This window comes from Microbacterium flavum (assembly GCF_018717645.1).
In the GTDB taxonomy this organism is placed as follows: Bacteria; Actinomycetota; Actinomycetes; order Actinomycetales; family Microbacteriaceae; genus Microbacterium; species Microbacterium flavum.
The window spans coordinates 1-23,801 of the sequence record NZ_JAFLHG010000017.1 but is presented as its reverse complement, the minus strand read 5'-3'; the positions used below and the strand labels follow the sequence as shown (position 1 = coordinate 23,801).

22 protein-coding genes and 1 pseudogene are annotated in these 23,801 nt (G+C 71.8%); 14 read left to right on the top strand and 9 right to left on the bottom strand.

Annotated elements, in window-relative coordinates; translation table 11 throughout:
* Positions 1–17: 17 nt before the first annotated feature.
* The 6 genes from J0P97_RS14670 to J0P97_RS14645 all read right to left on the bottom strand — a co-directional run bounded on the left by J0P97_RS14670 (position 18) and on the right by J0P97_RS14645 (position 6,876).
* Positions 18–821, bottom strand: a complete 804-nt coding sequence (locus J0P97_RS14670) for an HpcH/HpaI aldolase family protein (protein ID WP_215488533.1) — start codon at positions 819–821, stop codon at positions 18–20.
* A complete protein-coding gene (locus J0P97_RS14665; RefSeq protein ID WP_215488532.1) occupies positions 806–1,591 on the bottom strand; it encodes a 2-keto-4-pentenoate hydratase in 786 nt (261 codons plus the stop codon). The genes J0P97_RS14670 and J0P97_RS14665 overlap by 16 nt, the downstream gene beginning before the upstream one ends.
* 181 nt (positions 1,592–1,772) lie before the next feature.
* Positions 1,773–2,939 carry a 3,4-dihydroxyphenylacetate 2,3-dioxygenase gene (gene hpaD / locus J0P97_RS14660; RefSeq protein WP_215488531.1) on the bottom strand — a complete coding sequence of 389 codons (1,167 nt, stop codon included), beginning with the start codon at positions 2,937–2,939 and terminating at the stop codon, positions 1,773–1,775.
* Between the two features lie 138 nt (positions 2,940–3,077).
* A complete protein-coding gene (hpaE, locus tag J0P97_RS14655; protein ID WP_215488530.1) occupies positions 3,078–4,598 on the bottom strand; it encodes a 5-carboxymethyl-2-hydroxymuconate semialdehyde dehydrogenase in 1,521 nt (506 codons plus the stop codon).
* Positions 4,595–5,293 carry a GntR family transcriptional regulator gene (locus J0P97_RS14650; protein WP_215488529.1) on the bottom strand — a complete coding sequence of 233 codons (699 nt, stop codon included), beginning with the start codon at positions 5,291–5,293 and terminating at the stop codon, positions 4,595–4,597. The genes hpaE and J0P97_RS14650 overlap by 4 nt, the downstream gene beginning before the upstream one ends.
* Positions 5,290–6,876, bottom strand: coding sequence for a fumarylacetoacetate hydrolase family protein (locus J0P97_RS14645; protein WP_215488528.1), 1,587 nt, complete (start codon positions 6,874–6,876; stop codon positions 5,290–5,292). Before J0P97_RS14645 ends, J0P97_RS14650 begins: the two co-directional genes overlap by 4 nt.
* Before the next feature lie 109 nt (positions 6,877–6,985).
* On the opposite strand from J0P97_RS14645, the gene J0P97_RS14640 reads away from it, so the two are divergent.
* Positions 6,986–8,371: an MFS transporter gene (locus J0P97_RS14640; protein ID WP_215488527.1), complete on the top strand. Its 1,386-nt coding sequence runs from the start codon at positions 6,986–6,988 to the stop codon at positions 8,369–8,371.
* 30 nt (positions 8,372–8,401) lie between these two features.
* The gene (locus J0P97_RS14635) at positions 8,402–10,309 is read left to right on the top strand and encodes an FAD-dependent monooxygenase (protein ID WP_215488526.1); all 1,908 of its coding nucleotides are present in this window, start codon (positions 8,402–8,404) and stop codon (positions 10,307–10,309) included.
* Between the two features lie 21 nt (positions 10,310–10,330).
* On the opposite strand, the gene J0P97_RS14630 is transcribed toward J0P97_RS14635, so the two are convergent.
* Together J0P97_RS14630 and J0P97_RS14625 are read right to left on the bottom strand one after the other, a co-directional pair.
* Positions 10,331–10,732 (bottom strand): PaaI family thioesterase, encoded by a 402-nt coding sequence (locus J0P97_RS14630; protein WP_215488525.1) that lies wholly within the window; start codon positions 10,730–10,732, stop codon positions 10,331–10,333.
* On the bottom strand, positions 10,729–11,373 hold the full coding sequence (locus J0P97_RS14625) for a TetR/AcrR family transcriptional regulator (protein ID WP_215488524.1): 645 nt from the start codon (positions 11,371–11,373) through the stop codon (positions 10,729–10,731). The genes J0P97_RS14630 and J0P97_RS14625 overlap by 4 nt, the downstream gene beginning before the upstream one ends.
* 123 nt (positions 11,374–11,496) lie before the next feature.
* Here J0P97_RS14625 and J0P97_RS14620 point away from each other — a divergent pair, with 123 nt between their 5' ends.
* The 12 genes from J0P97_RS14620 to J0P97_RS14570 all read left to right on the top strand — a co-directional run bounded on the left by J0P97_RS14620 (position 11,497) and on the right by J0P97_RS14570 (position 22,895).
* Positions 11,497–12,702: a thiolase family protein gene (locus tag J0P97_RS14620; protein WP_215488523.1), complete on the top strand. Its 1,206-nt coding sequence runs from the start codon at positions 11,497–11,499 to the stop codon at positions 12,700–12,702.
* On the top strand, positions 12,695–13,471 hold the full coding sequence (locus J0P97_RS14615) for an enoyl-CoA hydratase/isomerase family protein (RefSeq protein ID WP_215488522.1): 777 nt from the start codon (positions 12,695–12,697) through the stop codon (positions 13,469–13,471). The genes J0P97_RS14620 and J0P97_RS14615 overlap by 8 nt, the downstream gene beginning before the upstream one ends.
* Complete coding sequence (locus J0P97_RS14610) at positions 13,468–14,334, top strand: 3-hydroxyacyl-CoA dehydrogenase family protein (protein WP_215488521.1); 867 nt, start codon at positions 13,468–13,470, stop codon at positions 14,332–14,334. The genes J0P97_RS14615 and J0P97_RS14610 overlap by 4 nt, the downstream gene beginning before the upstream one ends.
* Positions 14,334–16,430, top strand: coding sequence for a phenylacetic acid degradation bifunctional protein PaaZ (gene paaZ, locus J0P97_RS14605; RefSeq protein WP_215488520.1), 2,097 nt, complete (start codon positions 14,334–14,336; stop codon positions 16,428–16,430). The genes J0P97_RS14610 and paaZ overlap by 1 nt, the downstream gene beginning before the upstream one ends.
* A 62-nt stretch (positions 16,431–16,492) precedes the next feature.
* Entirely contained in the window at positions 16,493–16,885 is a 393-nt protein-coding gene (gene paaI, locus J0P97_RS14600) for a hydroxyphenylacetyl-CoA thioesterase PaaI (protein WP_215488552.1), read from the top strand.
* 17 nt (positions 16,886–16,902) lie between these two features.
* Positions 16,903–18,210 carry an AMP-binding protein gene (locus J0P97_RS14595; protein WP_215488519.1) on the top strand — a complete coding sequence of 436 codons (1,308 nt, stop codon included), beginning with the start codon at positions 16,903–16,905 and terminating at the stop codon, positions 18,208–18,210.
* A gap of 67 nt (positions 18,211–18,277) precedes the next feature.
* Positions 18,278–19,264: a 1,2-phenylacetyl-CoA epoxidase subunit PaaA gene (gene paaA, locus J0P97_RS14590; RefSeq protein ID WP_215488518.1), complete on the top strand. Its 987-nt coding sequence runs from the start codon at positions 18,278–18,280 to the stop codon at positions 19,262–19,264.
* Positions 19,264–19,569 carry a 1,2-phenylacetyl-CoA epoxidase subunit PaaB gene (paaB, locus tag J0P97_RS14585; protein WP_215488551.1) on the top strand — a complete coding sequence of 102 codons (306 nt, stop codon included), beginning with the start codon at positions 19,264–19,266 and terminating at the stop codon, positions 19,567–19,569. The genes paaA and paaB overlap by 1 nt, the downstream gene beginning before the upstream one ends.
* 101 nt (positions 19,570–19,670) lie before the next feature.
* Positions 19,671–20,462: a 1,2-phenylacetyl-CoA epoxidase subunit PaaC gene (gene paaC / locus J0P97_RS15705; RefSeq protein ID WP_246540632.1), complete on the top strand. Its 792-nt coding sequence runs from the start codon at positions 19,671–19,673 to the stop codon at positions 20,460–20,462.
* Entirely contained in the window at positions 20,456–20,956 is a 501-nt protein-coding gene (gene paaD / locus J0P97_RS15700) for a 1,2-phenylacetyl-CoA epoxidase subunit PaaD (protein WP_282837326.1), read from the top strand. Before paaC ends, paaD begins: the two co-directional genes overlap by 7 nt.
* A gap of 32 nt (positions 20,957–20,988) precedes the next feature.
* The gene (gene paaE, locus J0P97_RS14575) at positions 20,989–22,113 is read left to right on the top strand and encodes a 1,2-phenylacetyl-CoA epoxidase subunit PaaE (RefSeq protein WP_215488517.1); all 1,125 of its coding nucleotides are present in this window, start codon (positions 20,989–20,991) and stop codon (positions 22,111–22,113) included.
* An 8-nt stretch (positions 22,114–22,121) separates the two neighbouring features.
* A complete protein-coding gene (locus tag J0P97_RS14570) occupies positions 22,122–22,895 on the top strand; it encodes an enoyl-CoA hydratase/isomerase family protein (protein WP_215488516.1) in 774 nt (257 codons plus the stop codon).
* A gap of 34 nt (positions 22,896–22,929) precedes the next feature.
* Here J0P97_RS14570 and J0P97_RS14565 read toward each other — a convergent pair.
* Positions 22,930–23,801 (bottom strand): annotated as a pseudogene (locus J0P97_RS14565) (Na+/H+ antiporter); the annotation flags it as partial.

Sequence of the window (23,801 nt, the reverse complement as noted above, 5' to 3'; positions counted from 1 at the left end):
CGGTCATGGCCGCCGGGTCAGTACCCGGCGCGCTGCGTGTCGTCGGAGGAGGGGATCCATCGCGCGGCGAGCGCCTCGGAGCCGCGCGCGAGGAGCGCGACATCCGCGCCGACCAGCACGAAGGAGGCGCCCGCGTCCAGGTAGCCCTGCGCCGCCGCGGGGTCGAACGCGTTCACGCCGACCGGCTTGCCGGCGGCGGTCACGGCTGCGAAGGCTCGGTGCACGGCCGCGACGACGTCGGGATGCGTCTGCTGGCCGAGCAGGCCGAGGGATGCCGCCAGGTCGCTCGGTCCGACGAACACGCCGTCGATGCCGTCGACCGCCGCGATGTCGGCCGCGGCATCCACGCCCGCGGCCGTCTCGATCTGCACGAACACCGACACGAAGGCATCCGCCTGCGGGAGGTAGTCGTCGACGCGGTTCCAGCGCGCGGAGCGGGCCAGGGCCGACCCGACGCCGCGCCGACCGCGTGGCGGGTAGCGCACGGCGTCGACGACCGCGCGGGCCTCGTCCGCCGACGAGATCATGGGGACGAGGATGTTCTGCGCGCCGAGGTCGAGGACCTGCTTGATGACGACCGCGTCGGCCGTCGGCACCCGAACAACCGGGATCGACCCGGAGCCGTCGATCGCCTGCAGCTGCGCGAGGACGCTCGAGAGCGTGTTCGGCCCGTGCTCCATGTCGACGAGCAGCCAGTCGAGCCCCGCCCCGGCCATGATCTCGGTCACGAGAGCGGAGCCGGAGCACACCCACCCGCCGGCGAGGGGGCGCGGTGCGGACTCGAGCCGATCGCGGAAGGTCGCGCTCAGACGAAACGACATTCGATCACTCCCATCGGTCCGAAGTCGGCGCGGACCTCGTCGCCCGCCTTCACCCACATGGGCCGGGTGAAGGAGCCGGCGAGGATGATCTCGCCCGCCTCGAGTCTGGCACCGTGTCGCGCGAACGTGTTGGCGAGCCAGGCGACGCCCGTCGCGGGGTGGCCGAGAACACCCGCGGCGACCCCCGTCTCCTCGATCTCGCCGTTCCGGCTCAGGATGCCGGGAACCCAGCGCAGGTCGATCTCCTCCGGGGTCCTGTGGACGTCGCCCAGGACCATCGCCCCGTAGGCGGCGTTGTCGCTGATCGTGTCGACGATGGTCCGCCCCTCCAGCTCGATGTGCGAGTTCAGCACCTCGAGGGCGGGCACGGCGTAGTCGATCGCCGCCAGGGCATCCTCGAGCGTGCAGTCGGGCCCGGCGAGCTGCGCCTTCAGCACGAACGCGAGCTCGACCTCGATGCGCACGTTCGAGAAGTGCGCCGTGGGGATCGTGTCGCCCGAGCGGAAGACGGTGTCGTCGAACATGACCCCGTAATCCGGCTCCGAGATGCCGGTCGCCTGCTGCATCGCCTTGGACGTCAGACCGATCTTGCGCCCGACGAGGGTGCGGCCGGACGCGATCATCCGGTCGCGCCACACGCCCTGGATCGCGTAGGAGTCCTCGACCGTGGCATCCGGGTACCGCGCGGTGATCCGCGGGATCACCCCGTGCGTGCGGTCGGCCTCGGCGAGCTCGTCCGCGAGCTGCGCGATCTGCTCGGCGTTCAGCATCCGCCCCGCCCCCTTCTCGGTCGGTGTTCCGTCGGTCGGTGTTCCGTCCGTCGGTGTTCCGTCCGTCCTGTACCGTTCGCAGGATCAGACCACAGGATTCCCACCCGCCCGCCGCGGAATCCCGCGGCAGCGCCCCGCGGCCGGTGTGGTCTGATCCTGCAGACGGTACGGAGGGGGCGGCTCACAGCTGGTTGCCCAACTTGTACTCGCCCTGCTTCCACTCCGGCATCGAGCTCTCGCCCTCGTCCGGGCGGGTGTAGCTGAAGCCGTCGGCGCCGATCGTGACGGCCATCTCCGAGTCGTGGGTGCGCGCGTGGACCGGCTGGGGGATGCCGTCCAGGTCGAGCACGAGCGAGGCATCCGTGTACCAGGACGGGACCACGGGGTTGCCCCACCAGTCCCGACGCTGGTTGTCGTGCACGTCCCACGTCACGACCGGGTTGTCGGGGTCGCCGGTGTAGTAATCCTGCGTGTACACCTCGACGCGGTGCCCGTCGGGATCGCGGAGGTAGAGGTAGAACGCGTTGCTCACGCCGTGGCGGCCCGGGCCGCGTTCGATCGCGTCGGAGCGGCGGAGTGCGCCGAGCTTGTCGCAGATGGCGAGGATGTTGTGCTTCTCGTGCGTCGCGAAGCACACGTGGTGCATCCGCGGGCCGTCGCCGCCGGTCATGGCGGTGTCGTGCACGGTGGGCTTGCGGCGCATCCAGGCGGCGTAGACGGTGCCCGCCTCGTCCTGGATGTCCTCCGTCACGCGGAAGCCGAGGTCCTGCATGAACTTCACGGCGCGAGGGACGTCGGGGGTCACCTGGTTGAAGTGGTCGAGCCGCACGAGCTCTCCCGGGATGTGCAGGTCGTAGCGCCACGACATCCGCTCGACGTGCGCGGTCTGGTGGAAGAACTCGATCGGGAATCCGAGCGGGTCGACGACGCGCACGGAGTCGCCGATGCCCCGGACGAACCCGTCGGGGTTCCGGCGCACGTCGCAGCCGAGCTCACGGTAGAACTCCTCGGCGCGGTCGAGGTCGGCGGGCTCGCGCACCCGGTACGAGAACGCCGCGACGGCCGCGACGGGGCCCTTCCGCAGCACGAGGTTGTGGTGGATGAACTCCTCCGTGGAGCGCAGGTAGATCGCCTCGTCATCCTCTTCGGTGACGTACAGGCCCAGCACGTCGACGTAGAACTGGCGGGATGCCGCGAGGTCGGTGACCACGAGCTCCATGTACGCGCAGCGGAGGATATCGGGGGGCGAGGCCTGGGGAGTCGCCACCGGGTCGTCGGTGACGATCGGGGCCTCCTGCGAGACGAAGAAGCCCGACGAGGTCTTCGTCATCTGGTCACGGTGTGTCATGTCAGCGTCCTTGCTTTTGTTCGTGTGCCGGGCCGAGTGTCCAAGACGTGCGGAGCGGCGGTGGCGCGGGTCGGCGTGTCTTGGACACTCGGCGGGAGGGGCGGGTCGGCGGGAGGGCGGGAGAGGAGGCGGGAAGGGTCAGCGCTTGCCGAAGGTGGGGTTGTGGGGCTCGTGGGCGAGCGTGATGTGGACGGCCTGCTGGTCGGTGTAGAAGTCGATCGAGCGGTAGCCGCCCTCGTGTCCGAGGCCGGATGCCTTGACGCCGCCGAACGGCGTCCGGAGGTCGCGGACGTTGTTCGAGTTCAGCCAGACCATCCCCGCCTCGAGCGATTGCGCGAAGTTGTGCGCACCCTTGAGGTCGTTCGTCCAGAGGTAGGCGGCGAGGCCGTACTTCGTGTCGTTGGCGAGCGTGAGGGCATCCTGCCAGGTGTCGAACGGGGTGATCGCGACCACGGGGCCGAAGATCTCCTCCTGGAAGATCCGCGCTTCGGGCGCGACGTCCGCGAAGACCGTGGGCGCCACGAAGTTTCCGACCTCGAAGCCCTCGGGCCGGCCACCGCCGGCGACCAGGCGCCCCTCCGTCTTGCCGATCTCGACGTAGCTCATCACCTTCGCGAAGTGCTCGGGATGCACGAGCGCGCCGACCTCGGTGGCGGGATCGTGCGGGTAGCCGACGCGCACGCGCCGGGCCTGCGCGGCGTAGCGCTCGACGAAGTCGTCGTACACCGAGCGCTGCACGAGGATGCGGCTGCCGGCGGTGCAGCGCTCGCCGTTGAGAGAGAACACGCCGAAGATCGTCGCGTCGATCGCCGCGTCGAGGTCGGCGTCCTCGAACACGATCGCCGGGCTCTTGCCGCCGAGCTCCATCGACAGGCCCTTGAGGAAGGGGGCGGCGTTCGCGAAGATCAGCTGACCGGTCGAGCTCTCGCCGGTGAAGGAGATGAGCGGCACGTCGGGGTGCTTCACGAGTGCGTCACCGGCATCCTCGCCCAGTCCGTTGACGAGGTTGAACACGCCTTTCGGCAGGCCCGCCTCTTCGAAGATGCCGGCCCAGAGGGATGCCGACAGCGGTGTGAACTCGGCGGGCTTGAGGACGACGGTGTTCCCGGTCGCGAGCGCCGGGGCGAGCTTCCACGACTCGAGCATGAACGGCGTGTTCCACGGCGTGATCAGGCCGGCGACGCCGATCGGCTTGCGATTGACGTAGTTGAGCTGGCGGCCGGGCACCTTGAAGGCGTCGTCGGTCTGGGCCACGATCAGGTCGGCGAAGAAGCGGAAGTTCTCGGCCGCGCGCCGCGCCTGGCCGAGCGCCTGAGTGATCGGCAGCCCCGAGTCGAAGGACTCGAGCTCGGCCAGCCGCGCGTCGCGCGACTCGACGATGTCGGCGATGCGGTGCAGCACGCGCGAGCGCTCGCGGGGCAGCATCCGCGGCCACGGTCCGTCGGTGAACGCGCGGCGGGCGGCGGCGACCGCGAGCTCGATGTCGGACTTCTTTCCGGCGGCGGCCTGCACGTACACCTCGTTGGAGACGGGTTCGAGGACGTCGAACGTGTCGCCGTCCTGCGAGTCGACGAAGGCGCCGTCGATGTAGTGGCGGATGCGGTCCGGGAGGTCGGCGGGAACGTGCCGCGTGTCGAGGGCGGGGGTGGTGTCGGTCATGGTGTCTCCGTGGTGGGTGTGGCGTCGTCGTGGCGTGCCTGCAGGAACGCGTCGAGCGTGCGCAGGCGGTGGGTGCGGGTGAACAGCTCGAGCTCGTCGGGATCGGCGCCGGTGCGGATCAGCTCGAGGATCCGGTCGTGCTCCTCGACGGAGTGGCGCGGCCGGGAGGGGATGAGCGAGAAGCTCGTGTCGCGCAGGCCCGCCAGGCGCGACCAGCCGCGCCCGACGAGATCGAGGATGTGCGGGTTCGGGCACCGGTCGAACAGAACGGCGTGGAAGCGCTGGTTGAGCTGCGTGTACGTATAGGGGTCGAAGTCGTCGAGCAGTCGGTGCATCCGGTCGTTGATCTCCGCGGCGCGGGCGAGGTCGTCGCCCGTGACCAGCGGCGCGGCGAGGCGGGTCGCGTAGCCCTCGACGAGGCTCAGCGTCTGCATCGTGTGGATGTACGCCTCCTCGTCGACGACCGAGACGCGAGCGCCGACGTTCTTCTCGAACGTGACGAGGTGCTCGGCCTCGAGCCGGCGGATCGCCTCGCGCACCGGGACGACGCTCATGTCGAGCTCGCCCGCGATGGCGCTGAGGACGAGGCGGAAGCCCGGGCCGTACTCGTGGCGCGAGATGCGGGCGCGGATCCAGTCGTAGGCGACCTCGGATTTGCTGCCCGTGTCCTTCGGCACCGTGTCCACCGTGCTCATCCGCGGGACTCCTCGTACCGCGCGCGCCAGACGGCGTTCATCGGGAAGAGGCCGTCCACCGCGTGCCCCTCCGCGACGCGCGCGGCGATCCACGCGTCCTCCTCCTCCTGCGCGAGTGCGGCGTCCGCGACCTCTTCGGCGAGGCCGGGAGGGATGACGATCACGCCGTCGGCGTCGCCGACGAGGATGTCGCCGGGCTGCACCGTGGTTCCGCCGCACGCGATCGTGACATCCACGTCCCACGGCACGTGCTTGCGGCCGAGGACGGCGGGGTGCGCGCCGGCGGTGTACACGGGGATGCCGACGGCCGTCACCGCGTCGGCGTCGCGGACGCCCCCGTCGGTCACGATCCCCGCCGCGCCGCGCGCGTGCGCGCGGATCGCGAGGATGTCGCCGAGCGTGCCGGATCCGGTCTCCCCGCGCGCTTCGATCACGATGATCTCGCCCTCGCCGACCGCGTCGAAGGCGCGCTTCTGCGCGTTGTAGCCGCCGCCGTGACTCGCGAAGAGGTCCTCGCGCCCGGGGACGAAGCGGAGGGTCGTCGCCACGCCGACGAGCGTGCGCTCGGGGTGCAGCGGGCGAACGCCGTCGATCGTGACGTTGTTGAGGCCCCGCTTGCGCAGCTGCTGGGACAGGCCCGCCACGGGGACGCGTGCGAGCTTGTCGCGGAGCGCCGCGGGCAGCGGTGCGCGGGACGACGCTTCGACGGGCTCAGCGACCGGTTCCTTCCCGCCACTGCCCGTGCCCGCATCGGTCCCCGAGCCCGTCGAGGGGTCGCTCGCCGCCGGAAGCCCGGCCGCCTCGCGCGATCCCCACGCCTCCTCCCGCTGCGTGTCGTCCACCGAGGGGAGCGAGCCGACCTCCGCATCGAAGGCGAGGGCCGGGCCGTCGACGACCGTCGTGACGAGACGTCCCGAGGTGGCGCCGGATGACGGGTCGTCCACCTCGACCTCGACGACGTCGCCCGGGACGATCACCGACGAGCCGGCCGGGGTGCCGGTGAGGATCACGTCGCCGGTCTCGAGCGTGAAGTGCTGCGAGAGGTCGGCGACGAACTGCGCCAGCGGGAAGATGAGCCCCGCGGTCGTGTCGTCCTGGCGCAGCTCGCCGTTGACCCAGGTGCGGACGCGGAGCGCGGCGGGGTCGACCGCGCGCGCATCGATCAGCTGCGGGCCGATCGGGGTGAAGCCGTCGCCGCCCTTCGAGCGCACGTTCGACCCCTTGTCGTTCGCGCGCAGGTCGTAGAGACCGAGATCGTCGGATGCCGTGACCCACGCGACGTGGTCCCAGGCATCCTCGAGTGCGACCCGCCGGACCGGGGCGCCGATGACGAGCGCGATCTCGCCCTCGAAGGCGAGGAGCTCGGTGCCGGCGGGCCGCTCGATCACGCCGCCCGACTCGGCGAGTGAGCTCGAGGCCTTGAAGAAGTACGACGGGGCGGCGGGGCGACGCCCGCGCTGGTCCGCACGGGAGGCGTAGCTGATATGCACCGCGATGATCTTGCCGGGGCGGACGGGGAGGGCTCCGAATGCGGCGCCGGCGGCATCCGTCGCCGCGCCGGACGAGTCGTTGTCGATGGTCATGAGCTCCCTCGCTCTTGCGTGATATTCGAAATCGTATATGATCGAGACACGTCGGGCAAGCATCGCTTCCCGCTCTGACAATGAAGTCCGTTGACATTGGAGTCACCCCTTGAGCGCACAACGCCCGGAACCGGCCGGATTCACCCCCACCGGCACCATCGCGACCGCCACCGACCGCCGGAGGGTCGTCTTCGCCACGATCGTCGGCACGACCGTGGAGTGGTACGACTTCTTCATCTACGCGACCGCCGTCGGTCTCGTGTTCGGTCAGCTGTTCTTCGCTCCGCTCGGTGCCAACAGTGCGCTCGTGGCGTTCGCCACCGTCGGCATCAGCTTCCTGTTCCGGCCGTTCGGCGCGTTCCTCGCCGGGCACCTCGGCGACAAGTACGGCCGCAAGCCCGTGCTGATGTGGACCCTCATCATGATGGGCGTGGCGACCGCGCTCATCGGCCTCCTCCCCACCTACGACGCGATCGGCATCGGCGCGCCCATCCTGCTCGTCCTCCTGCGCATCGTGCAGGGCATCTCCGCAGGCGGCGAATGGGGCGGAGCGGTGCTCATGGCCGTCGAGCACGCGCCGCGCCGCCGCCGCGGCGCCTTCGGCGCCTCGCCGCAGATCGGCGTGCCGCTGGGCCTCCTGCTGGCATCGGGCGTCATGGCCCTCATGGCGACGATCGCCCCGGGCGACCAGTTCGTCGCGTGGGGATGGCGCGTCCCGTTCCTGCTGTCGGTCGTGCTCATCCTCATCGGCTACTACGTGCGCCGCCGCGTCGAGGAGAGCCCGGTGTTCACCGAGCTCGCCGAGCGCAAGGAGGAGACGCGGATGCCGATCGTGCAGCTGTTCCGTCGGCACGCGCTGCTGGTCATCATCGCCGCGCTCGTGTTCGCCGGCAACAACGCCGTCGGCTACATGACGACGGGTGGCTACATCCAGGGATACGCGACGAACCCCGAGGGTCCGCTGGGCTTCGAGCGCGGGCCGGTCCTCTGGGCGGTCGCCGGCTCGGCCGTCACCTGGCTGCTCTCGACCCTCGCGGCCGGCTTCCTCTCCGACCGGATCGGCCGCCGCTCGACGTACATCATCGGGTGGATCCTTCAGCTCGTCGGCGTGTTCACGCTCTTCCCCCTCGTGAACACGGGCAGCATCGGCCTGCTGTTCCTGGGGCTCGCGATCCTGACGATCGGCCTCGGGTTCACCTACGGGCCGCAGGCGGCGTTGTACGCGGAGCTGTTCCCGGCGTCCATCCGCTTCTCGGGCGTCTCGATCTCCTACGCCCTGGGCGCCATCCTCGGCGGCGCGTTCGCTCCGCTGATCGCGCAGGCGATCGTCCAGGCCACCGGCGGCACGGGTGGCGTGACGTGGTACCTCGCCGGGATGACGCTCATCGGCCTGATCGCCACGCTGCTGCTGCGCGACCGCAGCGGCATCCCGCTGGGACCGGACCACGAGGACGAGCAGGCGCAGAGCCCGATCCACGGACTCGCGAAGGCCTGAGCGGGACCGGCGCGGAGAGGACCGACGACGATGCAGTTCCACCACCACGGATACGTCTCCGGCGACCCGCGGGTCCTCCCCGCCGCCGGAATCGGACGGGACCGCCCGGCCGAGATCCCCGATGAGGTCGACGTCCTCATCGTCGGCTCCGGCCCGGCCGGCATGCTGCTCGCGGCGCAGCTCTCCCGCTACCCCGAGGTCACGACGCGGATCATCGAGCGGCGGGAGGGGCGTCTCGCGCTCGGCCAGGCGGACGGCATCCAGCCGCGCAGCGTCGAGACTTTCCAGGCGTTCGGCTTCGCGGAGCGGATCGTGGCCGAGGCGTACAACATCGGCTGGATGAACTTCTGGGGACCCGACCCGGAGGACCCCGCCCGCATCGTGCGCCGCTCGCGCACCGCCGACTATGCCTTCGACATCAGCGAGTTCCCCCACCTGATCGTCAACCAGGCACGCGTGCTGGACTACTTCGCGGAGGCGGCGGCCGACGGGCCCGGGCGCATCGTGCCCGACTACGGGGTGGAGTTCCTGGGGCTCGACGTGCCGGAGGACGAGGCGGCGCCCGTCGAGGTGCGGGTGCGCGCTTCGACAGGCTCAGGGACCGGTCCGGGCGGGTCGGGCGAGCGCACCGTCCGCGCCCGTTACGTCGTCGGATGCGACGGCGCGCGCAGCCGGGTCCGCGACGCCATCGGCCGCGTCCACGTCGGAGACATCTCGCAGCACGCGTGGGGGGTCATGGACGTCCTCGTCGACACCGACTTCCCCGACTGGCGGATCAAGTGCGCGATCAACTCCGCCGCGGGCAACATCCTGCACATCCCGCGCGAGGGCGGCTACCTCAGCCGCATCTACGTGGACCTGGGCGCCGTCGCCGCCGATGACGCCCACCGCGTGCGCCAGACGCCGATCGAGGAGATCATCCGCCGCGCCAACGAGATCCTCCACCCCTACACGCTCGATGTGCGCGAGGTCGCGTGGCACAGCGTCTACGAGGTCGGGCACCGCGTGACCGACGGGTTCGACGACGCGCTGGACACGGGGCGCACGCCACGCGTCTTCCTCACCGGCGACGCCTGCCACACGCACAGCGCGAAGGCCGGGCAGGGCATGAACGTCTCGATGCAGGACGGGTTCAACCTGGGGTGGAAGCTCGGGGCGGTGATCTCGGGGCAGAGCCCCGCGACGCTCCTGGCGACCTACGGCACGGAGCGGCGCCCGGTCGCGCAGCAGCTGATCGACTTCGACAAGGAGTGGTCGAGTCTCATGGCGCGCAAGCCCGAGGAGATCTCGGACCCGGAGGATCTCGCGACCTACTACCTCGCCACGGCGGAGTTCCCCTCCGGGTTCATGACGCAGTACGCGCCGGGGGAGGGGGTGGTCTCCGCGACCTCCCGCCAGGAGCTCGCGACCGGGTTCCCCCTCGGCAAGCGCTTCAAGAGCGCCCCGGTCACCCTCGTCGCCGACGGCAACGCGCTTCACCTCGGCCACCACGCGAGCGCGGACGGGCGGTGGCGGATCTACGTGTTCGCGGATGCCGACGGCCTGTCCGACGGCTCGGCCACCGCGCGGTTCGCGCAGTGGCTCGGCGAGGCATCCGATGCGCCGATCCGTCGCTTCACGCCCCCCGGTGCCGACCTCGACGCGGTGTTCGACGTGAAGGTGGTCTACCAGCAGGGTTTCGGCGAGGTGGATGCGACGTCGGTGCCGGAGATCTTCCGACCGCACACCGGGCCGCTGGGGCTCCGGGACTGGGAGAAGGTGTTCGCCGCCGGGCCGAGCCGGTGGAACGAGGCCGACATCTTCGCCGAGCGAGGGCTCTCGCGCGACGGCGTGGTCGTCGTCGTCCGCCCCGACCAGTACGTCGCGCAGATCCTGCCGCTGGATGCCCGGGACGAGCTCACGGCGTTCTTCGGGGAGTGGATGCTCCCGCAGGGGTGAGGACGTCCCGTCGCCGCCCGCTCAGTCGCGGTCGACGATCAGATTCGTGATCCGCGCGGTGGCGATGCGGGAGCCGTCGGCATCCTCGATCCGCACCTCGTAGGTCGCCGTCCGGCGGCCGCGGTGCAGCGGCACCGCGGTGCCGCGGATCGCCTTCCCGCGGGCGCCGCGGTGGTGGGTGATGTTGAGGTCGACGCCGACGCACACCCGCCCCATCGTGCTCGCGTGGATCATGGCCGCCCACGAGCCGAGCGCCTCCGCGAACGCGGCACTCGCCCCGCCGTGCAGGCGCCCGAGCGACTGCGTGTTGCCCGTGACCGGCATCGTGGCCACGACGCGGTCGGCGGACTGCTCGAGCACCTCGATGCCGAGCTTCTCATCGAGGGCCCCGGGGCGGATCACCCAGACCGGCTCCGTCGTCATGCGCGTTCTCCGTTCCGGGTGCCCACGCCCTGCAGGATGACGGTGACGATGTCCTCGGCGAGGACGCCCTGCGGGGCGGGACCGTCGGGGCGATACCACTCGACGACCGAGTTGAGCATGCCGAACATCAGCCGTGTGGCGACGGCGGCGTCGACGTCGGTGCGGATCTCGCCGGCATCCTGCGCCTGCCGCACGAGGGCGGTGACCTGCTGGTCGAAGCGCCGGCGTCGTTCCATCGCGGCGAGCTCGACCGGAGTGTTGCCGCGGACGCGCAGGAGGAGGGTGACGGCGGGCAGCCGATCGATCAGCACGCCGACCGCGTCGCGGATGAGCAGCGTCAGCCGTTCCGTGGGCGTGCCGCCGGAAGCGAGGGTGTCCTGCAGCGCCTTCTCGAGGGCGCCGAGCGCATCGTCCAGCGCGAGGCCGAGCAGCTCCTCCTTGGAGGAGAAGTGATGGTAGAGGGCCGACTTGCTGAGCCCGAGCCGCGCGGCGAGATCGGACACGGATGTCGCGTCGTAGCCCTGCTCGATGAACAGCTGGACGGCCACCTGCAGCACTCCCTCCCGGTCGTACCCCGGCCGTCCGCGCCGTGGCGTCGCCGCGGGGCGGCCGGGCACCTGCGGTCCGGTCGCGGTCGTCATGCTGTCAGTCTTCCACCCCGGAGCGCCCCGGGTTGCCCGCCGCGGCCGATTCTGCGAACATTACTGAACGATCGGTGAGGAAAGCGATGAGGCCCGCACCGAGACGACGCGTGGAGGATGACGATGTCTGACGCTTACCTCGTGGGCGGCGTGCGCACGCCGGTCGGGCGGTACGGCGGCGCACTCGCGCGCATCCGGCCCGACGACCTGGCCGCTCTGGTGCTCGGAGAGGCCGTCCGCCGTGCGGGGGTGCCGGGGGCCGAGATCGATGAGGTCTTCTTCGGCGCGGCGAATCAGGCCGGCGAGGACAATCGCAACGTCGCCCGGATGGCCGTGCTCCTCGCAGGCCTGCCCGACACGCTGCCGGCCCTGACGGTGAACCGGCTGTGCGCCTCCGGCATGTCCGCGGTCACCCTCGCGGCGCAGGCGATCCGCGCGGGGGATGCCGAGGTCATGGTCGCGGGCGGCGTCGAGTCGATGACGCGGGCCCCGTGGGTGCAGGCGAAGCCGGACCGGGCATGGGCGAAGCCGGGCGCCGCCGTCGACACGTCGATCGGCTGGCGGTTCACGAACCCGCTCCTCGCGGCGCGTGAGAAGGCCACGTTCTCGATGCCGGAGACCGCCGAGGAGGTCGCCCGCCACGAGGGCATCACCCGGGAGGACGCGGACGCCTTCGCCCTGCGCAGCCACGAGCGCGCCCTCGCGGCGATCGCGGCAGGGCGATTCGCGGACGAGATCGTCCCCGTCCCGACCCCCGCGGGCCTCGTCGACACCGACGAGGGGCCGCGCCCGGACACGTCGCTCGAGGTCCTCGCGACGCTGCGGCCGGTCGTCCGCGGCGGCGCGGTCGTCACGGCGGGCAACTCCAGTTCCCTGAACGACGGAGCGTCGGCGATCGTGGTGGCCGGGGGCGAGGCGGTGGATCGGCTCGGTCTCACGCCGCGGGCCCGCGTCGTGGCCTCGGCCTCGGCCGCGCTCGCGCCCGAGATCATGGGTCTCGGGCCGGTGCCGGCCACCGAGAAGGCGCTCGCCAAGGCGGGACTGACCGCGGGAGACATCGGCGCGGTCGAGCTGAACGAGGCGTTCGCCTCGCAGTCGCTCGCCTCGATGCGCCGGCTCGGACTCGACCCCGCCATCGTCAACGCCGACGGGGGAGCGATCGCCCTCGGGCATCCGCTGGGATCGAGCGGCAGCCGCCTCATCGTCACGCTCCTCGGCCGCATGGAGCGCGAGGGCGTCCGCTACGGCCTGGCGACGATGTGCGTCGGCGTCGGGCAGGGCACCGCCGTCATCCTGGAGCGCGTGGACAGGGGGCGCCGCGATGGGTGAGTCCGTCCGCATCGAGCGCTCGGGCGACCGCGTCGTCGCCGTCCTCGACCGCCCCGGCGTGCGCAACGCCATCGACCAGGACATGGTCGACCGGCTGCACGCCCTGTGCGCGGAGCTCGAGGAAGAGCCGCGGATCCTCGTCATCACCGGCGCAGACGGCGTGTTCGCGTCGGGGGCCGACATCGCCCAGCTGCGCGAGCGTCGCGCCGCCGACGCGCGCCGCGGCATCAACACGACCGTCTTCCGCCGGATCCGCGACCTGCCGATGCCCGTGATCGCCGCCGTCGACGGCTACGCGCTCGGCGGGGGCGCCGAGCTCGCCTACGCCGCCGACCTGCGCCTCGGCACGCCGCGCGTCCGCATCGGGAACCCCGAGACCGGGCTCGGCATCATCGCCGCCGCCGGCGCGACCTGGCGTCTGCCCGAGATCGTCGGTGCGGCGCGGGCCGCCGAGCTGCTCTTCACCGGCCGCACGCTGGGCGCCGAGGAGGCGCTCGCGTGGGGGCTGCTGAACGCCGTCCACGAGCCCGACGATCTGAGGGATGCCGCGCACGCACTCGCCGACCGGATCGCCGCGAATGATCCGGCCGCGACGAGGGCGACCAAGCGTGCGATGCGCGCACCGGCGAGCGCCCACCCCGAGATCGAGCTGGAGCTGCAGGCCGAGCTGTTCGAGAGCCCGGAGAAGCACCGGCGCATGACGGCGTTCCTCGACCGCCGCACGGACCGCCGCGCCGGCGGGGACACCGAACCGGAGGAGACCGCATGAGCGAGGATCCGCCCGGGGCTCCGCGCCGCGTCGGGGTGCTCGGCGGGGGCCGGATGGGCGCGGGCATCGCGCACGCCTTCCTCCTCGCCGGCTCGCACGTGACGGTTGTCGAGCGCGACGACGAGGCGGCTGGTGCGGCAGGGGAGCGCGTGCGCGAGAGCCTCGCGCGCTCCGTCGCCCGCGGGGGCGTCGCGGACACCCTCGACGTGCTCGTGGCCCGCCTGCGGGTCGAGGTGACGCCGGATGCCTTCGCGGGCAGCGACCTCGTCGTCGAGGCGGTCCCCGAGGTGCGGGCGCTCAAACGGGACGCGCTGCGCCGGGTCGAGGCAGTGCTCGGGGAGGGGGCTGCGCTCGCCTCGAACACCTCGTCGATCTCGATCGATGCGCTCGCCGCCGACCTCGAGCGACCGGACCGCTTCCTCGGGCTGCACTTCTTCAACCCCGTGCCCGCATCGACCCTCGTCGAGGTCGTCGTCGGCGCGGCGACCGCCCCCGACCTCGCCGCCGCGGCACGGGGATGGACCGTCGCGATCGGCAAGACGCCGGTCGTCGTCCGCGATGCCCCGGGCTTCGCCTCGAGCCGGCTCGGCGTGCTGCTGGGCCTCGAGGCCATCCGCATGCTCGAGGAGGGCGTGGCGACCGCCGCCGACATCGACGCGGCCATGGAGCTCGGCTATCGGCATCCGATGGGCCCGCTGCGCACGACCGACATCGTCGGACTCGACGTGCGGCTCGGCATCGCCGAAGAGCTGCACGAGGCGCTGGGCGAGCGGTTCGCGCCGCCCCACCTGCTGCGCCGGATGGTCGCCGAAGGCGCGACGGGTCGCAAGAGCGGCCGTGGCTTCTACGAATGGAGCGAGTGATGACCCCGATCCTCCCGAGCTATCTGCAGGATGCCTGGTGGGCGCCGCAGGACGATCCGGATGCCGCCGTGGTCCGCGACGCCTCGACCGGCGAGGAGATCGTGCGGGTGAGCACCGCCGGGATCGACCTCGCCGGTGCGATCTCGTACGCGCGCGCCGTCGGGCAGCGGAGCCTCGGCGCTCTGACCTTCCACGAGCGCGCGATGGTGCTCAAGCAGCTCGCTGGGGTCCTGAACGGGCGCAGGCAGGAGCTGTACGACCTCTCCCGGCGCGCCGGATCGACGCTCCGCGACTCGCTCGGCGATGTCGACGGCGGCATCGGGGTGCTCTTCACCTACTCGTCCAAGGGGCGGCGCGAGCTGCCGAACGGCACGGTGTTCGTCGACGGGCCGCCGGAGCCGCTGTCGAAGGACGGATCATTCCTCGGCCAGCACGTCTACACGCGCCTCCCCGGGGTCGCGGTGCAGATCAACGCGTTCAACTTCCCCGTGTGGGGGGCGCTCGAGAAGTTCGCGCCCGCATTCCTCGCCGGGGTTCCCACGATCGTGAAGCCGGCGACGCCCACGGGATACGTCGCCGAGGCGTGGGTGCGCATGCTCGTGGAATCGGGGCTGCTGCCGGCCGGTTCCCTGCAGCTGGTCAGCGGGTCGGTCCCCGGAGTGTTCGACCACCTGCGGCTGGGCGACCTCGTCGGCTTCACCGGCAGCGCCTCCACGGCGGCCCGCCTGCGCGCGCAGGTCGGCGAGGGCGTGCGCTTCACGAGCGAGACCGATTCGATCAACGCCTCGATCCTCGCCCCCGACGCCGCGCCCGGAACCCCCGAGTTCGACGCGTACGTCGCCCAGCTGTTCGCCGAGATGACGACGAAGGCGGGGCAGAAATGCACGGCGATCCGCCGCGCGATCGTGCCGACCGGGTCGGTCGCCGCTCTCGTCGACGCCCTGCGCGAGCGGATCGACCGCAGAGTCGTGCTCGGCGACCCGCACGCCGAGGGCGTGACGATGGGTCCGCTCGTCTCGCTCGCGCAGCGCGACGAGGTGCTGCGGCAGGTCGAGGCGCTCCGCGCCGCCGGCGGCGAGCTGCTGCTCGGCGATGTCGAGGCGCCGCGCGTCGTGCGCGCCGACGGTGCGGTCGGGCTCGCACCCGAGGGCGCCTTCGTCGCGCCGATCCTGCTGGGTTTCGCGGGCGCAGCGCCCCGCGACGTCCACGACATCGAGGCGTTCGGGCCCGTCGCGAGCGTCCTCACCTACGAGACGCTGGCCGAGGCAGCCGACCTCGTCGACGACGGCGGCGGATCACTCGTGACGAGCGTCGCGACCCATGATCCCGCGACGGCGGTCGAGCTGCTGTCGCGGATCGGCGCCTACAACGGCCGCGTGCTCTTCCTCGATCGCGACGACGCCCGCACCTCGACCGGTCACGGCGCGCCCGTGCCGCACCTCGTCCACGGGGGTCCGGGCCGTGCCGGCGGAGGGGAGGAGCTGGGGGGCATCCGCGCGGTCCTCCACCACATGCAGCGGACGGCCGTGCAGGGCAGTCCCGAGATGCTCACCGCGCTCACGGGAGTCTGGCACCAGGGGGCGAGCGTGAGCGCCGAGGGATCCCATCCGTTCCGCAAGTCCCTCGCCGAGCTCCGCATCGGGGACCGTATCGACTCCGCGTCTCGCGAGGTCGCTCTGGAGGACATCGAGACGTTCGCGCACTTCACGGGCGATACCTTCTACGCGCACATGGACGAGGCTGCCGCCGAGGCGAACCCCTTCTTCCCCGGCCGGGTCGCCCACGGGTACCTGCTCGTGTCGTGGGCCGCGGGACTCTTCGTCGACCCGGCGCCGGGGCCGGTGCTCGCCAATTACGGTCTCGAGAACCTGCGATTCGTGACCCCTGTCAGTCCGGGCGACGAGATCCGGGTCTCGCTCACCGCGAAGCAGATCACCCCCCGCGAGACCGACGAGTACGGCGAGGTGCGGTGGGATGCCCTGATTCGCAACCAGCGCGACGAGACCGTCGCGACGTACGACGTCCTCACCCTCGTCCGCAAGGAGCAGGATCCCGCGCCGGAGGGCGCTCACACCGCTCAGGCGGTGGTCGCGTGACGGACGGTCCGGCGCCCGCGGCCGGCCCGGACCCGGCGGAGGGCCATCGCGGCGCGCACGCCATGATGACGCGCGACGCGGCATCCGCGATGCTCGGCATGGTCGTCGAGCACGGCGAGCCGGGGCGCGCCGTGGTGTCGATGCGCGTGCGCGAGGACATGCTCAACGGCTTCGCCATCACGCACGGCGGGCTCGTCTTCGCGCTCGCCGACACGGCATTCGCGATCGCCTGCAATGAGGACGGGCGGGTGACGGTCGCCGCAGGGGCGGACATCACCTTCCTCTCCTCGACGCGGGCGGGTCAGACCCTCACCGCCACGGCACTCCGCCGGGCGCTCCGCGGGCGGTCGGGCCTCTACGACGTCACCGTCGTCGACGAGACCGGCGAGGTCGTCGCCGAGTTCCGCGGGCGCTCGGTGACCACCGACCGTCCGGTGATGATCCCGGCCGGCTGAACGACGAAGGAGTCACCATGCCCACGACGATCCTCCGCACGATCCCGGACGCGGACCATGACCCCCTCGCGCTCACTCGCGAGGATCTCGGGAGCCTCCAGCTCCGGCGCCTGCAGTGGACGGTGCGCCACGCGTACGAGAACGTCCCGCTCTATCGCCGGAAGTTCGACGAGGCCGGGATCCACCCGGCCGACATCCGCGCGCTGAGCGATGTCACCGCGCTCCCGTTCACCACCAAGGCGGACCTCCGCGAGACCTATCCGTTCGGGATGTTCGCGGTGCCGACGAGCGAGGTGAGCCGCATCCACGCCTCGTCGGGGACGACCGGGCGCCCCACCGTCGTCGGATACACGCGCGGAGACCTCGACCGGTGGGCCGGTCTCGTCGCGCGCTCGCTCGGCGCGGCGGGGGTCCGGGCCGGCTGGAAGCTCCACAACGCGTACGGGTACGGGCTGTTCACCGGCGGGCTGGGCCTGCACGCGGGAGCGGAGCTGCTCGGGGCGGCCGTCATCCCGATGTCGGGCGGGCAGACCGCGCGGCAGGTGCAGCTGATCTCGGACTTCCGGCCCGACGCGATCTCGTGCACGCCGAGCTACCTGCTCGCGATCGCCGACGCCATGGAGAAGGAGGGCATCGACCCTCGATCGAGCTCGCTGAAGGTCGCGATCCTCGGCGCCGAGCCGTGGACGAACGAGATGCGCCGCGAGATCGAGCGCCGTCTCGACCTTGACGCCGTCGACATCTACGGGCTCAGCGAGGTGATGGGACCCGGGGTCGCCATGGAGAGCGCGCTCACCAAGGACGGTCCGCACGTGTGGGAGGACCACTTCCTCCCGGAGACGATCGACGGCGAGACCGGGATGCCCGTCGAGCCGGGCGCCCTCGGCGAGCTCGTCTTCACCTCGCTCACCAAGGAGGCGTTCCCGATCATCCGGTACCGGACCCGTGACCTCACGCGGCTCCTGCCCGGAACCGCCTTCCCGGCGATGCGCCGCATCGAGAAGATCACCGGTCGCAACGACGACATGATCATCCTCCGCGGCGTGAACCTCTTCCCGACCCAGATCGAGGAGCTCGTGATGGGGATCGAGACGCTCACGCCCCACTTCGTCCTCGAGCTGACCCGCGAGGGGCGGATGGATGCCCTGACGGTCCGCATCGAGCGGCATCCCGCGCTCCCGCGCGCCGTCTGCGAGGCGGCCGCGACGGTGCTCCAGCAGCGCATCAAGGTCCACATCGGCACGAGCGTCGACGTGCGGCTGGAAGAACCCGGCGCCCTGCCGCGGAGCGAGGGCAAGTACCGCCGCGTCTACGACCTGCGCTGAGCCCCCTTGCCGCGGCATCCCCGCCCCCGTACACTTACTGAACGATCGTTCTGTAAAGGAGCCGACGATGATCGCATCTCCGATCCCGACCGCCGGGAACCCGGCGGCCGACGACGAGTCGGGCCAGGCGGCGTTCGACGCCGTCATCGCAGCCGACTCGCGCATCGAACCGCGCGACTGGATGCCCGAGGACTACCGCAGGACGCTGATCCGCCAGATCTCGCAGCACGCGCATTCCGAGATCATCGGGATGCAGCCCGAGGGCAACTGGATCACGCGCGCACCGAGCCTCAAGCGCAAGGCGATCCTCCTGGCGAAGGTGCAGGACGAGGCCGGCCACGGCCTCTACCTGTACTCGGCGGCGCAGACCCTCGGCATCACGCGCGACGAGATGACCCGTCAGCTCATCGACGGGAAGGCGAAGTACTCGTCGATCTTCAACTACCCGACGCCGACCTGGGCCGACATGGGCGCCATCGGCTGGCTCGTCGACGGCGCCGCGATCTGCAACCAGGTGCCGCTGTGCCGCGCCTCCTACGGCCCGTATGCGCGGGCGATGGTCCGCATCTGCAAGGAGGAGTCCTTCCACCAGCGCCAGGGGTTCGAGATCCTCCTGACCCTCATGCAGGGCACCGACGCGCAGCGTGAGATGGCGCAGGAGTCCGTCGATCGCTGGTACTGGCCGGCGCTCATGATGTTCGGTCCGCCGGATGACGAATCGCCGAACTCCGCGCGGTCGATGGCCTGGAAGATCAAGCGATTCAGCAACGACGAGCTGCGCCAGCGCTTCGTGGGGATGCTCGTGCCCCAGGCCGAGGCGCTCGGGGTGAGCCTGCCCGACCCGACCCTGCGCTGGAACGCGCAGGAGGAGCGCTACGACATGAGCGAGATCGACTGGACCGAGTTCCACGAGATCCTCGCCGGGCGCGGACCGATGAACGCCGTCCGCATCCAGAACCGCCGGAACGCCCACGAGGACGGCGCGTGGGTGCGCGAGGCCGCGGTGGCGTACGCGCGCAGGCAGGCGCTGAAGGCGGAGAGGCAGGTCGCGTGATGTCCGCGCCCGGTGCCTCGCCCGACGAGCCGTGGCCGCTCTGGGAGGTCTTCGTCCGCGCGAACCGCGGGCTCAGCCACGTCCACGCCGGATCGCTGCACGCGCCCGACGCGGACTTCGCGCTGCGCAACGCCCGCGACGTCTACACCCGCCGCGGCGAGGGGACCTCGGTCTGGGTCGTTCCCGCGGCGGCGATCACGACGAGTGATCCGGATGCCAAGGGCGCCTTCTTCGAGTCGCCGGCGGGCAAGAACTATCGCCACGCCGTGTACTACACGGCCTCGGAGGGGGTGCCGCACCTGTGAGCGCATCGAACGCCGGTCTGACCCTTCCCGCCGCGAACGCCCCCGAGCCGCACGGTCCGCACGAGCCGCATGCCCCCCACGACCCGCACGGCGAGGTGACGCTGGAGTCCACCGCGCTCGCGGCCGAGCTCGCCGGCGACGACGCGCAGCGGGCGGATGCGGACGTCGCCGAGTACGCCCTGTGGCTGGGCGATGACGCGCTCATCCTCGCCCAGCAGCTGAGCGCATGGATCGCCCGCGCGCCCGAGCTCGAGGAGGATGTCGCGCTCGGCAACATCGCCCTCGACCTGCTCGGCCACGCGCGCTCCCTGCTGCGCTACGCGGGGACGGCGGACGGGCGGAGCGAAGACGACCTCGCCTTCTGGCGCGACGAGCACGAGTTCCGCAGCGCCTGGCTCTTCGAGCAGGACAACGGCGATTTCGCGCACACGATCGCGCGCCAGCTCGTGGCATCCGTGTACCTGTTCGAGCTGTACGCGGCGCTCGTCTTCTCGACCGACCCCACCCTCGCCGCCGTCGCAGGCAAGGCGGTGAAGGAGGTCGAGTACCACCGCGACCACGCGATCCAGTGGACCCTGCGGCTCGCCGGCGGGACCGAGGAATCCCGGCGCCGCATGATCGGCGCGGTGGGCGACGTGTGGCCGTACGTCGACGAGCTGTTCCGCGACGACGACCTCATCGACCGGCTGGAGGGCGTCGCGGTCCGTCCGTCGACGCTGCGGGCGCCGTTCGACGCGATCGTGGGGGCGGTCCTCACCGAGGCGGAGCTCGACCTTCCCGCGGTGCCGCCCTCCTCGGGCGGCGGCCGACGCGGAGCGCACTTCCCCACCCTGCGCGGACTCCTCGGCGAGATGCAGTGGCTCGCCCGTCGTCACCCGGGGGCGACGTGGTGAGCGCGACCGGGACGGATGCCCGGACCCTGGCCTGGGAGGTCGCCGCGACCGTCTGCGACCCCGAGATCCCCGTGCTCACGATCGCCGACCTCGGCATCCTGCGCGCCGTCGAGGTGCGCGGGGGGCACGTGGGCGTCACGATCACCCCGACCTACTCCGGATGCCCCGCGATGGACACCATCCGCGACGATCTCACTCTCGCGCTCTCCGCCGCGGGCTTCGCCGAGGTCGAGGTGAGCCTGACCCTGAGCCCCGCGTGGACCACCGACTGGATGAGTGACGACGGCAAACGCAAGCTCACCGAATACGGCATCGCCCCGCCGAGCGGCCGGGCCGCCGCGCGTGGGCCGATCCGCGTGGAGATCGCGGTGAAGTGCCCGCGCTGCGGCTCGCTGTCGACCCGCATGGTCTCGCGCTTCGGCTCGACCTCGTGCAAGGCGCTCTACGAGTGCCGCGCGTGCCTGGAGCCCTTCGACCACTTCAAGGTGCACTGAGAGGGTGCTGCGCTGATGAGGGGAACGCACTGATGGCTGGGCCTGCCGGGTCTGCCCGGCCTGCCGGGGCGCGCCGTCGCGCCCGCTTCCACCCGTTGGAGGTCGCGGCCGTGCGCCCGCTCACGGCCGACGCGATCGAGGTGACCTTCGCCGTCCCCGACCATCTCGACGGAGAGTTCGACTACCTGCCCGGGCAGCACGTCGCCCTTCGCGCCGACCTCGACGGCGCCGAGGTGCGCCGCTCGTACTCGCTCTGCCGACCGCCGGAGCGCGGGTCGGTGAGCGTCGCGATCAAGCGCGATCAGGGCGGCCGGTTCTCCACCTGGGCCCTCTCCGAGCTCTCCCCGGGGATGACGCTCGACGTCATGAGCCCGCAGGGTTCGTTCACGTCGGCGCTCGACTCGGTCGCCGGCGCGCACGTCGCCGGCATCGCGGCGGGATCGGGGATCACCCCGATCATGGCGCTCGCCGGAGCCGTGCTCTCCCGGTCGGCGACCTCGCGATTCAGCCTCGTCTACACGAACCGGTCGACCACCGATGTGATGTTCCTCGACGAGCTCGCCGACCTCAAGGACCGCTATCCGACACGGCTCGCGATCCATCACGTCCTCTCGGGCGAGCAGCGTTCGGCGCCGCTCCTGTCGGGGCGCATCGACGAGGACAGACTGCAGCGCATCTTCGCCGACCTCCTGCACCCGGGCACCGTCGACGAGTGGTTCCTGTGCGGTCCGTTCGGCCTCGTCCAGCTGTGTCGCGACACCCTGGCTTCCGCCGGCGTCGACGCTGCCCATGTGCGCTACGAGCTGTTCACGACCGGCGAGACGCGCCGTGCCGACGACCCGGCCCGTCCGGTGCTCGTCCGCGCGGACGAGCCGGTGGTCTCGATCGCGTTCACGCTCGACGGTCAGGCCGCCCGCGTGCAGAGCCCGGTGAGCGCGCACGAGACGATCCTCGCGGCCGCGCTGCGGGTGCGCCCCGACGTGCCCTTCGCCTGCGCCGGCGGGGTCTGCGGCACCTGCCGCGCGCGCCTCGTGGACGGCGCGGTCTCGATGACCGAGAACTACGCGCTCGAACCCGACGAGATCGCGCGCGGGTACGTGCTCACCTGCCAGTCGCATCCGACATCGGATGCCGTCACCGTCGACTACGACGTCTAGGACGCCCCATGATCCACCTCACCATCGGCGACGACGACGTCGCCGTCGTCGCGCTCGATAACCCGAGCAGGATGAACGCCCTCGACGAACAGGCGCTGCGCGACCTCGACAGCGCCTACGCGCGGGCCGAGGCCGCGGGCGTGCGCGCGCTCGTCCTGCGCGGCGAGGGACGCGCGTTCTGCGCAGGGCGGGACATCGCTGGCGTCGATCCGCGGACGGACGACATCAGCGCGTACCTCGACGGTCTCCTCGGTCCACTCCTGCAGCGGATGTCGGCGTTCCCCGCGCCGACCTTCGCCGCCGCGCACGGCGCGTGCCTCGGCGTGGGCCTCGGCCTCCTGATCGCCACCGATGTCGTCTACGTCGCCGAGACCGCGAAGATCGGGTCCCCGTTCGCCGCGCTGGGGGCCACGCTCGACTCGGGCGGGCACGCCCTGTTCGTCGAGCGTCTGGGCGCGCACAAGACGCTCGACCTCATCTACACCGGCCGGCTGATGTCGGGGTCCGAGGCGGTGCAGTCCGGTCTCTTCTCGCAGGTGCTGCCCGACGCGGAGGTGACCGCGGCGACGCTCGCCGCGGCGCGCCGCGCCGCGACCGGAGCGACGGCGGCCTTCCGGGCGAGCAAGCGGCTCGTCGCGCAGCTGCGCGACGAGCGCGTGGGGCTCTGGGACGCGATGGTGGCCGAGAATGCGGCACAGGCCGCCCTCGGCGGCACCGACGACTACCGCGAAGGGTTCGCGGCGTTCCAGGAGAAGCGGCCGCCGTCGTTCACCGGCCGGTGAGCCCGGCGCTCACGGACCGGCGCGGCGTCAGGACTCAGGAATCAGGGTCGATCCCCCGCAGGCGCAGTTCGTCCAGGTCGAGCTTGCCCTGGATGCGCAGGGCGACGAGGTCATCGATCGTCCCGTCGCGCCGGAGGCGGTGCAGCACGTCGCGCTTCCGACCGATGAGAGCCAGTCGCAGGCGCGTCAGCTCGTCGTGACGGACGAGCGGGGAGCGCTGGGTGAGGTCGATGCCGTCGCTCGTGGCGAGCATCTGCAGAGTGGGTGCGGGTCGCGCAGACGCGGCCGTGACCGTCCCCTCCGCGATCGGCGGAGCCGCCGCTTCCTCGGCGCCGCTCGGCGGCATCGGGTCGGCGCCCGGCGCCTCGCCCACCTCGACCGCCGCCGTGCCTGGCGCGGAGGGATCCGTGAGCATGGACTCGAGCTCGGCGATCCGCGCGTCGTCGAGCCTGCTCTGACGGGCGTAGGCGCGTGCGTTGGCGTACTCGAGCTGCTCGTACGTCTCGCGCCGTGCGCGGTCGCGGACCTCCGGACTGATGTCGTTCGCGGTGGCGAGCTCGTCGATCGCTGCGGCGGCGGCGCCCGTGATCGTCCGTTGCGCGAGCTCCGCCTCCTCCTCTGCCGCGTCGTCGGGCGCGAGCGCCGCCCAGCGCAGGATGAGGGGGAGGAGGGGCCCCTGGACGAGCAGGCTCAGCAGGATCACGCCGCCCGTGACGAAGACGACGGCGTCACGTCCGCTGAGCTCGCCCGACCCCGCGACGGTGGCAGGGACGGACAGCGCGATCGCGAGCGAGACCGCTCCGCGGAAGCCGGCGAACGTGCTGACGATCCGGGCGCGGTGGCCCGGGCGCGGCGGCGCCGCCGGCGCCGGCGCGGCGCCCGACGCGGTGCTCGCGTCGCCGGAGC

Coding starts and splice junctions, on each gene's coding strand:
- paaB (WP_215488551.1), top strand. CDS start 19,264: ATGTCCGCGCCCGGTGCCTCGCCCGACGAGCCGTGGCCGCTCTGGGAG.
- hpaE (WP_215488530.1), bottom strand. CDS start 4,598: ATGACCGACACCACCCCCGCCCTCGACACGCGGCACGTTCCCGCCGAC.
- J0P97_RS14610 (WP_215488521.1), top strand. CDS start 13,468: ATGAGCGAGGATCCGCCCGGGGCTCCGCGCCGCGTCGGGGTGCTCGGC.
- J0P97_RS14650 (WP_215488529.1), bottom strand. CDS start 5,293: ATGAGCACGGTGGACACGGTGCCGAAGGACACGGGCAGCAAATCCGAG.
- paaI (WP_215488552.1), top strand. CDS start 16,493: ATGATGACGCGCGACGCGGCATCCGCGATGCTCGGCATGGTCGTCGAG.
- J0P97_RS14665 (WP_215488532.1), bottom strand. CDS start 1,591: ATGCTGAACGCCGAGCAGATCGCGCAGCTCGCGGACGAGCTCGCCGAG.
- J0P97_RS14615 (WP_215488522.1), top strand. CDS start 12,695: ATGGGTGAGTCCGTCCGCATCGAGCGCTCGGGCGACCGCGTCGTCGCC.
- J0P97_RS14595 (WP_215488519.1), top strand. CDS start 16,903: ATGCCCACGACGATCCTCCGCACGATCCCGGACGCGGACCATGACCCC.
- paaE (WP_215488517.1), top strand. CDS start 20,989: ATGGCTGGGCCTGCCGGGTCTGCCCGGCCTGCCGGGGCGCGCCGTCGC.
- J0P97_RS14570 (WP_215488516.1), top strand. CDS start 22,122: ATGATCCACCTCACCATCGGCGACGACGACGTCGCCGTCGTCGCGCTC.
- J0P97_RS14625 (WP_215488524.1), bottom strand. CDS start 11,373: ATGACGACCGCGACCGGACCGCAGGTGCCCGGCCGCCCCGCGGCGACG.
- paaZ (WP_215488520.1), top strand. CDS start 14,334: ATGACCCCGATCCTCCCGAGCTATCTGCAGGATGCCTGGTGGGCGCCG.
- hpaD (WP_215488531.1), bottom strand. CDS start 2,939: ATGACACACCGTGACCAGATGACGAAGACCTCGTCGGGCTTCTTCGTC.
- J0P97_RS14620 (WP_215488523.1), top strand. CDS start 11,497: ATGTCTGACGCTTACCTCGTGGGCGGCGTGCGCACGCCGGTCGGGCGG.
- J0P97_RS14630 (WP_215488525.1), bottom strand. CDS start 10,732: ATGACGACGGAGCCGGTCTGGGTGATCCGCCCCGGGGCCCTCGATGAG.
- J0P97_RS14635 (WP_215488526.1), top strand. CDS start 8,402: ATGCAGTTCCACCACCACGGATACGTCTCCGGCGACCCGCGGGTCCTC.
- J0P97_RS14645 (WP_215488528.1), bottom strand. CDS start 6,876: ATGACCATCGACAACGACTCGTCCGGCGCGGCGACGGATGCCGCCGGC.
- J0P97_RS14670 (WP_215488533.1), bottom strand. CDS start 821: ATGTCGTTTCGTCTGAGCGCGACCTTCCGCGATCGGCTCGAGTCCGCA.
- paaA (WP_215488518.1), top strand. CDS start 18,278: ATGATCGCATCTCCGATCCCGACCGCCGGGAACCCGGCGGCCGACGAC.